This is a genomic window from Bacillus sp. Root131 (assembly GCF_001429475.1).
Classification (GTDB): domain Bacteria; phylum Bacillota; class Bacilli; order Bacillales; family Bacillaceae_G; genus Bacillus_A; species Bacillus_A thuringiensis_S.
In genome coordinates this window covers 48,482-61,146 of sequence record NZ_LMJQ01000006.1, presented here as the reverse complement: position 1 = coordinate 61,146, position 12,665 = coordinate 48,482, and the positions used below count along the sequence as shown (strand labels likewise).

Genomic DNA, 12,665 nt, shown 5'->3' with positions numbered 1-12,665 from the left:
TTTAAAGATAAATACATTTAACAATTGATAAAATAAGACAAGGGCTTTTTTGGAATCATCGGTTAAACTTGCAATTTAGTTGAAGAAGGCACAAACTGATGATGCGGAAAAACGTAGTATATAGAAGACTATGTAAGGAGTTTTTCATATGATTGATAACAGAATTTCGAAAGATTATGACCATGAAATAGATGATTCTTTAAAAGAAATTACAGATACAACCATCTTACTTAATTTTCAAAAAGCGATTGTAAGTTTATATCCTCATCTAATACCAATTCATGCTTTTGCCTATGACGCATGGGATGATATTGTAATGCCATTGTTTTATGAAATGGTATATAAAACCTTTGCTTTTAAATACGGGATAGATATTAACTTTAAAGAAACTCATACCTATATGTTTTCGCTTAATAGTTATAAAGGGATACATCACATCGAGTGTGTTCCAAAGTGCACGACATTTAAGATTTATATTAACGAAGAATGGATTGAAATGGATAATAAAAGTTTGAAAGAAAATGTATTTGTATTTAAGTCATTTGGGGATGGATTGCATTTTCTAACTGGTGGAATTGAAATTGCAGATGCTTATCGTGTAGGATTTGACCTTGTTGAGGTTGATATTGTTTCTACCATAACAGGTCTTCCATCTAAAACAAGTATTTTTATTGATAAAGAGCATGTAGACTTTGTGTTTGTTGCAGAAACATATGATACAAATATCCAAAATTAAAAATTTCATGTAAGAAAGTAGGAAGAATATCTTCATTACTACTAGTACCAAATAGTTATTTGAACACGCTCCGCTATTATATATACAAACTTCCTACTACATTTCATATGAGAAAAAGTTATTACGATAAACAAAGAAAAGGTCTCCTAAAATATCTTTTAGGGGACCTTTTCTTCATTACACTTGCATCGCTTTCTCTCTCAATGCTCTTCTTAACAATTTACCCGTCGTATTCTTCGGTAATTCTATTAAAAACTCAATGCTTTTCGGCACTTTATATTTCGCTAAATGTAACGTACAGTAATGCATTAGTTCTTCTTCTGTTACGTTTGCTTGCTTCAAAACGACGTACGCTCGCACAGCTTCTCCTAAGTTTTCATCAGGAACACCGATTACAACAACTTCAGCTACTGATTGGTGCGTATATAATACTTCTTCTACTTCACGAGGATATACGTTATAACCGCCAACTAGGACGATATCTTTTTTACGATCAACGATATAGAAGTAACCTTCTTCATCCATTTTCGCTAAGTCACCTGTATATAGCCAGCCGTCTTTCAATGTCGCAGCTGTATCTTCTGGTGCATTATAGTATCCTTTCATAACGTTAGGTCCGCGAACGATTAATTCGCCGACTGCGCCGACAGGTACTTCTTCCCCAAGTTCATTTACAATTTTATTTTCTACATGCCAAATATTTGTGCCAATTGATCCTGGTTTACGAGGACGATCTAGCGGGTTGAAACAAGTAACTGGTGATGCTTCTGATAAACCGTATCCTTCTGAAACAATAACGTTAAAACGTTTTTCAAAGTTTTGCAGAAGAGCAACAGGCATCGATGCACCACCGGAAATACAAAGGCGAAGCGTCTTCACATCTTCTGCGCTTGCTTCTTCAAATAAATATAAATAATTGTACATCGTCGGTACGCCAGCAAAGATCGTTGGTTCGTACGTACGACAAATACGGAATACTTCTTTCGGACTAAATTTCGGTAACATTAAAATCGTTGCTCCGTTCACAATCGGTGCATTTACCGCAACTGTTAAACAGAATACATGGAACATTGGCAGTGCCGCAACGACGCGATCGTCAGCAGTAAATTGTAAATAAGACGCAACATCATTCGCATTACTATATAAATTTTTATGTGTGAGCATAGCGCCTTTCGGTTTTCCAGTTGTACCTGAAGTGTATAGGATAACCGCTACATCCTCTTCATCTAGTTCAGGGCCTTCGTATTGTAAATCTCCAGCCCCCACAAAACTAGTAAACGTTTTCATTTTTTCGGTTTCTGTATGGTTAAAATCTGATGAGGTTTCGCATATGATGATGTTTTCTAATGAAGGAAGTCTTGTTGTAAGAGATTGTATAACAGGTAGAAAGACGTCGAGTACGATGATTGTTTTTACATCTCCATTTTGTAAAATGTAATGCATTTCGTCTGCTGTATAAATTGGATTAACTGGAATAACAGTTGCTCCGGCTTTCATTGTTCCGTATAAACCGACCAAAAAATGTGGTGAGTTCCCAACAACTAATGCGACATTGTCCCCTTTTCCAATGCCCATTTCTGCTAAATTGCTAGAAAACCTTGTGACCATTTTGTTTAATTGGTCATATGAGACCGACTGATCCATAAATATATAAGCCGGTTTTTCCCCCTTCTTTTTTGCCGTTTCAGCCAAAGATTGAACGAGATTCACAAAAACCCCACCTTTATAAAATTTAGAATATTTAAAAATTCTAAATTAATTATATTAAAAGAAAATTAAAGTGGCAAGTGATATTCTATTAACTGCATATAGACAGATCACCTTCTCTTAGTTTAATTTGGAAAAATAAGGGGATTTTATTTACAAGTAATTTATAACACTAGACCAAAAATCATTTTAGGATAATATGCACTCATCTTTTTTCTAAGATTTTCAAGTTCCTCTTTATTTAAGCTCGTATACTCCCCATACAAATTCAAAACGTCCGCTCCATTTTCATGAAAATACACGGTAACATATAACGTCGGTAACCCTTTGTTGTTTTCATCTATTGATAAGACGACATCTGGCGTTTTATTAACAGTGCTGAATGTTTCATTTCTTTTCCACTTCTTATTTTGAAACATGTCTTGTATATCATGTATCTTTCGTTTGTTATCTGTATGCGTAAAATATATAACATTATCCTCCGCTGGTTTTCCGATAGACAAAATTGTACGACTTGAGGGCGATCCACTGTTACACGCTGTCATTCCGATGACAAAGCTGAGTAATAATACAACGTACATTACCCTTTTCATATCAATCCGCCTCCTTTTGAATATATATATTCCTTTATAAGAGGCAGATGTCCTGTGATTTTATGGTGAATGAAATTATATCCGCGATTTTTCGAATATATCGACTTACCGAAAAAACGCGACAATCTACGCAAAAAAAGAGGCTGCCCGTTATGGCAGCCTCCCTCATTTTTAGAAGAATAAATGTAAGAAATCTTCAGTTGTAATGTTACCGAAGTAGCGTGCGATATCTACGCCTTCTAAAGCTGCAGTGAATGTATCTTTATCGAACTGAACGCCTGTTAGACGCTCTTCGATATCATGAACATCTAGTGAACCGAAGAAGTCGCCGTAAATTTTGCATTCTGTTACTGTTCCTTTTTTCACTTCCAGACGAACGTCAACTTGTCCAACTGGGAAGCGGTGTGAATGTTGTAAGTTGAACTTCGGTGATTTTCCGTAGTTCCAGTCCCAATTGCGGTAGCGCTCTTCAGAAAGTTTATGGATTTCTTTCCAATCCTCTTCTGTTAATTCATACGTTGGGATTTCTGTTTCTCCTTCGAAAATTGTTTCTAGAAGAAGTTGTCTAAACTCTTCTGTCGTCATTTCTTCGTTTAGGAACTCTGTAATGTTCGCAACGCGGCTACGGATTGATTTAATTCCTTTTGATTGGATCTTATCCATTTTTACTTTCAGTGCTGATACGACGTGATCGATTTCAGAGTCAAATAGTAACGTACCGTGACTGAACATACGACCTTTCGTTGAGAACTGCGCGTTACCTGAAATTTTTCTTCCTTCAGCTAAAATGTCGTTACGACCACTTAGTTCTGCATTTACACCTAATTTACCAAGCGCTTTCGTTACAGGCTCTGTGAATTTTTTGAAGTTGCTGAAACTATCTCCATCATCTTTCGTGATAAAGCTGAAGTTTAAGTTTCCTAAATCATGATATACTGCGCCTCCGCCTGATAGACGACGAACGACATGAATACCTTTTTCTTTTACGTAATCTGCATTAATTTCTTCTACTGTGTTTTGGTTTTTACCAATGATAATCGAAGGTTCGTTAATGTAGAACAGTAAATATGTTTCGTTAATATCTAAATTTTTCACACAATATTCTTCAATCGCTAAGTTTATTCTAGGATCTGTAATTCCTTTATTATCAATAAATAACATCGTATCACCTCATGAGTTCCATACGTAGCCACTATGCGCTAGCGTAATATGGCCACTGAAAATTTGTTTTGCTTCTGTTACTAAATTAGATGGGTTTCCTGTATGCGGTAAGTGCGTTAATAAAAGTTCTTTTACATTCGCATCTTTTGCAATACTTGCTACTTCTGTACTATTCATATGCCCTGCTTTTGCAGCCTCTTGATGTGCATACATATTACACTCACAAATGAAAAGATCAGCATCTTTCGTGAATGGAATGAATTCAGGAATATAACTTGAATCAGCGCTGTATACTACAGCACCATCTCCAGCTGTAATACGCATCGCAAAGCATGTAACAGGATGAACAGTTTTTAAGAACGAAATCGAGAACGGTCCAACTTGAAGTGTTTCTTCTGGATTGTACGCGATTCCTTTCGTATGTGGTTCATGTGTTAAAGAATGGAATCCATTCTCGTCAAACGTATGACCGTATATTGGTAATTCCGGTAGTTGCCTTGTTGTTGCACTCGTAATTAATCTCGCATATTGCAATACCCCAATGTCCGCAACATGATCGTGATGATAGTGTGACAGTACAACTGCATCTATATCAGATGGTGTTATATATTTTTGAAGCTGTGCTAGTACACCACTACCACAGTCTACAAGTAAACGAAAACCATCGTGTTCAAACAAATACCCCGACGTTGCTTCTCCCGCTTCTGGAAATCCGCCCCAAAAGCCGACAACAGTCATTTTCATATGTATCCATCCTTTCTAAAACCGAGTAGGAATGCATGTTTCACTTACATTCTACATTGTTAACTATAATCCATTTCCTAAACTTTTTCATTAATTTTCAATTTTGTTATAAAACAGTTGTTGACTTTTATTTTTTGTACTAATACAATAATAGTAAGAAATGGAAATGGAGGGATTGACATGATCGATCAACCAATGGAGTTTTTCAGAAATTTACCGACGAAAACTTGTGCGCACTGTGGGAAAGAAATTGATGAGCAACACGAAGCATACCATAACAAATGTGATGACTGCGTTCACGAAGAATAGTAGTTTATGAACATAAAAAAACCTAGCAGACATAGTCTACTAGGCTAATAACATCGTATCCTTCTTCATCGTTGAACCTTTCACCAAGAGCTCCAGTTCAAACTCATACAATTCTTTTTGTCGATAATTTTTCGTATGGATTTTATCCATCATCAGGTCGACAACTTTTCGGGCCATCTCATCGATTGGCTGTTCAATTGTCGTAATACCTGGCTCTGTAATCTGTGATAATATTTGATTATCAAAACCGATAACAGCGAGATCATCTGGAATGCTCCAGTTATGGTGCTTCGCCTCTGAGATAATTCCAGCTGCTACCTCATCGCCTCCTGCCAAAATCGCGGTAGGATTTTTTTTGTCCTTTAATACTTCATGGAATATTCGTTTTCCATCCTCCCAAGAGAAAGCGTTTTCAAGAAAATCAATCGCTTCTACTTGGCGGCTCTTCTCAGTTATTGCACGTAAAAAGCCCATTTTTCGCTGCTGGCTAACTAATTTGGTTTCGTTACCACGGCAAAAAATAAGATTGCGATATCCTTGATCTAACACATGCTTCGCAGCTATGTATGCTCCTTGCGCATGATCAAACTTCACTGTTGGAATATTTGCTTCCTCAATATATTCATTACATAACACGATTGGACCGTGCTGTAAGTATGGCTCTACATCTTCCCACGGATTTTCTAGTGAACATAGAATAATCCCATCTACTTGTTTCGTAGATAATAATTGTAAATACTCCATCTCTTTTTCAGGTAAATATCTTGTTTGACAAATAATCAGTTTATATTTATGTTCAGAAGCTGCAATCTCGATTGCTTCAATAAATCTACTGAAAAAAGGATTTGTAATCCTTGGAACTAGCACCGCAATTGTTTCCGTTTTTTGTTTACGAAGCCTTCTCGCCGCAGAATTAGGAACAAAGCCTAAATGCTTCATTGCTAATTGAACCCTTTTTTTCTTCTCATCTGAAACATATGGATGATTATTAATCACCCTAGAAACCGTTGTCCTTGATAACCCCGCTAATTTCGCCACGTCCTCTATAGTCGACACGAAATTCTCCCCCTTTGCATGAAAACGTTTTCTTAAATTGATTATATAGTATATTATTGGAAACTGCAATATCGGTTGTTATGATTTTACTATATTAATATTATACATAGGTAAAAGTCTGTTAATGGAGGGGCAATATACTGCTTTTAGACATTTACGGTAGGTACATTCCTTTTCTTAATACCATATATCCTTTATTCAATATAAAAGCCCATCAATACATCGTCTCCATATGATCCATCTTCATACTTTATTTGCTTTCGTTGTCTCCCTTCTTCTACAAAACCCATACGTTTGTACACTTTAATTGCCCGATCATTAACAGAAACTACACCTAAGCAAATTTTCTCTAAACCTTTCTGCCCTTTAGCCCAACTAATAAGAAATTCAATTAATTTCGTGCCGATGCCTTGATTACAATACGCCTCTTTAATCCCCATTCCCATTGTGCCTGCGTGTTGTAACCGTTCTAGTTCATATCGGTTGAAAAGTAAAAAGCCAACTACCTTCCTATCTACTTCATACACGATATAGAGATTACCTTTCTCATTGCTTTTCCGTATCTTTTCTCTTTCTGCATTACTATCATTCGGTAACTTCTTTGGGGATACTATGAAAAATTTTGTAGTAGTTTCCGATAATATAATTTCTTTTCTAATATTCATAATTGCTTCTGCATCAGTCTCTTTTACTAACCGTATCATTGAATCACCTCGTACTTTTTCTTTTTAAAAATAATATTAAAACTATAAAACGTCCAATATGCAATATTACATATTGAGAATCTTTTTACTCTTGATACAATATTCATAAATAAAAATAAAAGGAATATATGGAATGAACCCTATCTTAACAGATGCAAAACAACTATTACATAAAGAAGAAAAAATTTTATCTACTTTAAAATGTTCACTTACTGGCTATATGATTACGCATAAAGTCCCGTATCCTGGCATGTTACTTGCTACTAATCAAAGACTTCTCTTTTTTAGCCAATATAAAAACACATTCATTGCCGAATTTGATTATGAAAAAATTCTATCCATAGAAACGAAGAGAAGAATCTTTGACAAAAAAATAATATTTTACTATGAAGATGAATATATAACGCTTGGATACATTACAAGTTCGAATGTTGAAGCGTTCATAGACTTACTACAAAGAAACAGCAAGACTAGCACAGGCTTATAATCAGCGGGGATCCCCTCGCGGATTCATTATTTTAACTCCTCCCACTTCGTCCAAACTTCTCTCCCGTTTATACGGTACATACTATCCTCTCTATCCATAAACCTATGTACAATAAATTCACGTCTAATTGTACAAAAATCATCATGATATTGTTTTATAAATGTATTAATTTCTTTTTCTGTATATTGATTTTCAGCATTTAACTTGCTAATTAAATGCTCTAACAATACTAATTTTTTCTTCTTTTGACCTGGAATCGATTTTAAACGATTCTCTTTATCAAAAAAGTTACGAATGGTCGTATCACGGAATTTCATCTCACTTTCAGTCATTTTTTATCCTCCATCGGTTTTTATACAATAAAATTTATCGTTTATCTTTACTATCCTTCTTCATTCTTTCACTTACAACATCCATAAAGTAATATCCACTAATTAGCACATAGTAAAATAAAAGTATCCCTAGTATATCTTTCATACTCGTATATTCTTTTTTCTGAAACAAGATAGGTGAAAGAGAGAAAACGAGAAAGAAGATTAATGGATATAAGATAAAATAGTAAGTAGGATTGCCTTTCATCATATCAACTCCTCTACCCTATGTTTCTCTGTAAATTGTTGTAATTCCTTTTCTTTCGTTTCTATAGCTTTTAGAAAGATTTATAGATGAACCAAGGAAAAGATGCCCTCTATTAAAATAAAAAAGCACCAAAAAGGTGCTTTTTTTACGCTTCAACCGATTGATTTTCAGCAACATTTTTAAATTGTCGTTTGTGCATCAAAGTTAAGGAGGCGATTGTTCCAAGTGATAATACAACGATAAAGATCATGAGCATTCCTATGTTTTGCCACATGAAGTTAAAGTCTCCGCTTGATACGACTGCTTTCAATCCTGATACAGAGTATGTCATCGGTAACCAAGCATTAAATGGTTGTAAAAACTTCGGAATTAACTCTAACGGGAATGTTCCAGCACTTGTTGTAAGCTGAATAATTAATGTGATGATGGCGATGAAACGCCCTGCATCACCGAATGCTGTTACTAAACATTGAATTAATGCAATAAACGCTAAACTTGTAACGATGCTAAAGAGTATGAAGTACGGAATACTTTGTACTTCTACACCTAATCCGAACAGTAATATAACATCTGCTACTATCGCTTGAATAATACCGACTGATAGTAACACGCCGAACTTACTAATAAACCAACTAAATCCTGATTTTGGAACGCCAACTGTATCACGTAATGGATATACGATTGATAATAGTAATGCCCCAACGAATAAACCGAGTGATAAGAAATACGGTGTAAATCCAGTTCCGTAGTTAGGAACTTCCGCCATTTTCTCCGTCTTCACCTTTACAGGACTTGCAAACATATCATACGTTTTATCTGTCCCTTTTACTTCCCCAGTTTTCTCTGCCCCTTCCCCAAGTTTCTCAGCAAGTTCACCTGAACCATCGTTTACTTTCACTAGTCCATCAGTTACTTTTCCTGAGCCGTCTGCTAGTTTATTTACACCGTCGATTAGCTGGGTTGAGCCAGTTGACATTTGGTTTAGACCACCATTTAGAGTACCTAAGCCAGTTGTTACTTGGCTTGAACCGTCTACTAATTGTGTTATTCCTCCTGACATTTGATTTGCTCCTGCGGATAATGTACCTAAACCACCTGTTACTTTGCTTGAGCCGTCCGCTAATTGAGTTACTCCATCAATTAATTGATCTGACCCCTTATTTAATTTATTTACACCTACTTTGGCATTATTTAATCCTTCACCAAATCCGTGAAACTTACTTACAAATTGGTTTTGCGCATTCATTAATTTCGTAATACCATCCGTTAAAGTATTAATCCCACCTGAATTCGGTAGTTTGTTTTGCATTTCACTTGCCTTTTGATTTATTTCACCTTTTAGTTGATTTACTTCTTCGTTTAGTGTCTTTGTTCCACCCGATACTACAGCAACTTTTTGTTGAACTGTCGCTGTACTTTTTGCCGCATTTGTTATATACGGTTGTAACTGCTCTTGATATTCTTTTGGTAAACTCTCAATTTGCTTTTGTAAATTAGCTACATCTTGCGCTGCATTTTTGGCATCTCCTGCTGTTGATTGAGTAAATCCATTTAACTGATTTACGTTTTTTTCAGCTCCGTCTATTTTCTCATTTACTTTATTTAATATTGTAGGAACTTTCGCCTGCATTTCTTCTAAACCTGCAGCGGAACTTTTCACTTTACTATCTAATTCTTGCAAACCCTTTTCAATTTTTTGAGAAACCCCCTCTAATTGACTTTGTCCTCCAACAAGCTGTTCCATACCAGCTGCTAATTCATTCGTTCCTGTTTTTAATTCACCTGATTTATTTACTAACGTATTCAAACCCGCTGTTACTTTCTGAGATCCATCTTGCAATTTCCCTATACCCGTCTGCATCTCACCTGTTTTGCTATTTAACGTATTTAAACCATTTGTTACTTTGCCTGATCCATCTACTAATTTATTAGATCCATCTGCTAATTTCTGAGCTCCATCCTTCATCTCTCCAGACTTCCCTTGAAGTGTATGAAGGCCATCCGTCACTTTACTGGAACCATCATGCAGCTCACTTGATCCGTCGTGTAGTTTATTTGCTCCTTCCGCCCCATCTGCTAATCCTTTTGAGACGTCTTGAATAGAATCAAACATTTTCTCTGCATATGTTTTCGTTAACGTACTTGATACTTCACCTTTAATTTTTTCAATGGCTGTTCCGCCAATTTGTGAAGATAAGAAGTTTAAGCTTTCGTTTGGAATGTATTCTAAATTTAATGGTTTTGGATCATCTTTTAATAACGTTGTAGCGTTACTTGAGAAGTCATCTGGAATGCGTACTAACATGTAATACTTTCTACCTTCCATTCCTTTTTCCGCTTCTTTTTCACTTACAAATTCCCATTTGAAACTTGTATTATCTTTTAAGTTATCAACGAGCCCTTTTCCGACCTCAATTGGTTTCCCATCAAATACTGCACCTTTATCTAAATTGACTACCGCAACTGGTAAATCATCTAACTGTTTATACGGATCCCAAAAGGCCCATAAAAACATACCTGCATATAAAATTGGCACGAATAAAACCGCGATAATTGGAATTAATATTTTTTTACTTTTTATAATTTCAGTAAACTCTTTACGAAGTAACTGATTCCATTTCATCATTTCTCCCCCTTTTCTAAATGACCGCATTGTTCATTTGGTCATTTTCACTCAAACAAAAAGGCTACACTTGTTCATACATATGCCTTATCCCCGAATTTATTACTATGCAACTTTTTCTCATTATAATTATAATTTTTCTATAACTCCTCCTCAAATTAAATATATGACCTCATTATTCATTTGGTCATTTTTTTATAAAATTAAAAGGATCATCTTAGTTTGACAATCCTTTTAGTAAATAAAGTTCAAATAACTCTGCAATTTTTTCTTTTTCTAGCGGTTCATGATTTTTTTCCCAATCAAAAATAAGCGATACATATAGACGAAGCATAATAAATGCTGTAATTTCTGGATCACATTTGCTAATTTCACCTTTTTCAATCGCAATCTTTAAATACGATTGAATAACAGAAACAATTTCCACATCAACTTGTTGCATGACTTCTTGTACTTCTTTCGTTCCCATATCGCGCTCTTCTTGAATTAATTTAATCATGAGCTGATGTTCTTTTCTAAATTCCAAGATGCTATATAATGCTCTATGTACATTTTCAAAAAATGAAACATCTGAACGAATTGCACTTTCTGCAACTTGCTTCATTTCTGTAATTAAATTAGAAATAATTTCACCAAATAGCTCTTCTTTATTTTTGAAAAAAGTATAAATCGTTCCTTTTCCTACATTCGCTAACTTCGCTACTTGATCCATCGTTGTTGCTTTATAACCGAACGCTGAAAAAGACTTTGTTGCAGCTTCAATAATAGAACGTTTTCGATCTATCGCCACATCTTCACCTCCAAAAATGACCAATTGGATAATATAGTCAATCAGTACACCTTTGATATTACCACACGCTTACATTCTAGACAAGTTCTCTTTTTTATTATTTCCAGTATAAAAAAATTCCAGTCAGTGTATATCATACTGTCCATAGTTTATCAGAAGAAAAGAGAAAAGGAAAAGGTGTTCTTAAGATATATGATTAAACCTTACTTCACAACAACAAAATTCCTCTTTTTCAAATAATCAAATAAAAAAACAAGAAAATCTTTACAATTAATAGTAATATAGAAAATAGACAAGTTTATCAAAATAGTGGAGGCTTTTTCAGTCATGATGCGTGCGCTTCGTTTAAATATAAAGCAAGCTTTTTGTAATCGTGTTTCTTTAATTATTATGTTTAGTGGACTAGCTCTTATTTTTATTTACCATTATTATTATGTAATTCGTTACATTGGGGATGGAACGGATGCGTTTGTAACAACAGCTTTTAAATGGATTGGATTTCGCGACAATGAAATGGATGTTTATTTATTATTAATGCCCGTTATTGCTAGTTTCCCCTTTAGTACAAGTTACAATTCGGATAAATCAGATGGTTTTAAACCGTTTGTAAGTAAAGGGATTTCTTTGTTCCCTTATTCAGTAACGAAATATATCGTTACATTCTTTTGTGGCGGACTTCTTTATACATTTCCATTCATCTTATCGTTATTATTTTGCAAATTAACCATTCCAGACGGAGAACCGACGGCTGGTTCAGGCATTATAAATGATAATGGGATGTTTGCAAACTTATATTACGAATCTCCCCTCACTTACATTACTGTATATATCGGAATTAATTTTTTATTTGCAGGTTTAATGGCCCTTTTAGGACTTGCAGCATCTGCGTGGTCACAAAAGGACTATATGGCGATTCTCTTCCCATTTGCAGTTGCCTCCATTCCATACGTCCTGCTAAATACGATATTCCCTACAATAGGCGGAGCGCCTTTTCATTTATATGACCCAAAACAACCGTTGCATGGCATGTCGCCGTATATTTTAACGATGCAATGCACTTTTTTCCTTCTCGTTAGTTTATTCATGTACATACAAGGAGTAAAGCGTGATAGAAAAAAATATAGAAGAAGGTTGCAAAGAAGAGAGCGGTGTAGAAAGGCTTTTCAAGTATAATAA

14 protein-coding genes are annotated in these 12,665 nt (G+C 35.1%); 4 read left to right on the top strand and 10 right to left on the bottom strand.

The genetic code is table 11. The features are described 5' to 3' along the window. The first annotated feature begins 148 nt into the window (after positions 1 to 148). Positions 149 to 736, top strand: coding sequence for a hypothetical protein (locus ASE54_RS17675; RefSeq protein ID WP_000566763.1), 588 nt, complete (start codon positions 149 to 151; stop codon positions 734 to 736). 177 nt (positions 737 to 913) lie between these two features. Here the strand turns inward: ASE54_RS17675 and ASE54_RS17670 are convergent, their stop codons facing one another. From ASE54_RS17670 to ASE54_RS17655, 4 genes are all read right to left on the bottom strand, one after another. Further along, the gene (locus ASE54_RS17670; RefSeq protein ID WP_001055197.1) at positions 914 to 2,446 is read right to left on the bottom strand and encodes a fatty acid--CoA ligase family protein; all 1,533 of its coding nucleotides are present in this window, start codon (positions 2,444 to 2,446) and stop codon (positions 914 to 916) included. 161 nt (positions 2,447 to 2,607) lie between these two features. Then, positions 2,608 to 3,036, bottom strand: a complete 429-nt coding sequence (locus ASE54_RS17665; RefSeq protein WP_000832634.1) for a hypothetical protein — start codon at positions 3,034 to 3,036, stop codon at positions 2,608 to 2,610. A 171-nt stretch (positions 3,037 to 3,207) separates the two neighbouring features. Further along, the gene (locus ASE54_RS17660; RefSeq protein ID WP_000897261.1) at positions 3,208 to 4,197 is read right to left on the bottom strand and encodes a lipoate--protein ligase; all 990 of its coding nucleotides are present in this window, start codon (positions 4,195 to 4,197) and stop codon (positions 3,208 to 3,210) included. Positions 4,198 to 4,206: 9 nt separating this feature from the next. After that, a complete protein-coding gene (locus tag ASE54_RS17655) occupies positions 4,207 to 4,941 on the bottom strand; it encodes an MBL fold metallo-hydrolase (RefSeq protein WP_000784672.1) in 735 nt (244 codons plus the stop codon). Positions 4,942 to 5,121: 180 nt separating this feature from the next. Between ASE54_RS17655 and yhfH the strand changes: the two genes are divergently transcribed. After that, complete coding sequence (gene yhfH, locus ASE54_RS34685) at positions 5,122 to 5,250, top strand: protein YhfH (protein WP_000567010.1); 129 nt, start codon at positions 5,122 to 5,124, stop codon at positions 5,248 to 5,250. A gap of 39 nt (positions 5,251 to 5,289) precedes the next feature. Here the strand turns inward: yhfH and ASE54_RS17650 are convergent, their stop codons facing one another. Further along, a complete protein-coding gene (locus ASE54_RS17650; RefSeq protein ID WP_000103710.1) occupies positions 5,290 to 6,306 on the bottom strand; it encodes a LacI family DNA-binding transcriptional regulator in 1,017 nt (338 codons plus the stop codon). Positions 6,307 to 6,500: 194 nt separating this feature from the next. Beyond that, positions 6,501 to 7,010, bottom strand: a complete 510-nt coding sequence (locus ASE54_RS17645) for a GNAT family N-acetyltransferase (protein WP_000620472.1) — start codon at positions 7,008 to 7,010, stop codon at positions 6,501 to 6,503. Between the two features lie 133 nt (positions 7,011 to 7,143). On the opposite strand from ASE54_RS17645, the gene ASE54_RS17640 reads away from it, so the two are divergent. Continuing rightward, the gene (locus tag ASE54_RS17640; protein WP_001068229.1) at positions 7,144 to 7,497 is read left to right on the top strand and encodes a PH domain-containing protein; all 354 of its coding nucleotides are present in this window, start codon (positions 7,144 to 7,146) and stop codon (positions 7,495 to 7,497) included. 26 nt (positions 7,498 to 7,523) lie between these two features. On the opposite strand, the gene ASE54_RS17635 is transcribed toward ASE54_RS17640, so the two are convergent. The 4 genes from ASE54_RS17635 to ASE54_RS17620 form a co-directional block, all read right to left on the bottom strand. Then, positions 7,524 to 7,829, bottom strand: a complete 306-nt coding sequence (locus ASE54_RS17635; RefSeq protein ID WP_000140302.1) for a DUF2087 domain-containing protein — start codon at positions 7,827 to 7,829, stop codon at positions 7,524 to 7,526. A gap of 34 nt (positions 7,830 to 7,863) precedes the next feature. Continuing rightward, the gene (locus ASE54_RS17630) at positions 7,864 to 8,079 is read right to left on the bottom strand and encodes a hypothetical protein (RefSeq protein ID WP_002083046.1); all 216 of its coding nucleotides are present in this window, start codon (positions 8,077 to 8,079) and stop codon (positions 7,864 to 7,866) included. A gap of 142 nt (positions 8,080 to 8,221) precedes the next feature. Continuing rightward, the gene (locus tag ASE54_RS17625) at positions 8,222 to 10,699 is read right to left on the bottom strand and encodes a YhgE/Pip domain-containing protein (RefSeq protein WP_000871857.1); all 2,478 of its coding nucleotides are present in this window, start codon (positions 10,697 to 10,699) and stop codon (positions 8,222 to 8,224) included. A 217-nt stretch (positions 10,700 to 10,916) separates the two neighbouring features. After that, positions 10,917 to 11,489 carry a TetR/AcrR family transcriptional regulator gene (locus ASE54_RS17620; protein WP_000963381.1) on the bottom strand — a complete coding sequence of 191 codons (573 nt, stop codon included), beginning with the start codon at positions 11,487 to 11,489 and terminating at the stop codon, positions 10,917 to 10,919. A 327-nt stretch (positions 11,490 to 11,816) separates the two neighbouring features. Here ASE54_RS17620 and ASE54_RS17615 point away from each other — a divergent pair, with 327 nt between their 5' ends. Further along, on the top strand, positions 11,817 to 12,662 hold the full coding sequence (locus ASE54_RS17615) for a hypothetical protein (RefSeq protein WP_000984163.1): 846 nt from the start codon (positions 11,817 to 11,819) through the stop codon (positions 12,660 to 12,662). Positions 12,663 to 12,665 lie beyond the last annotated feature (3 nt).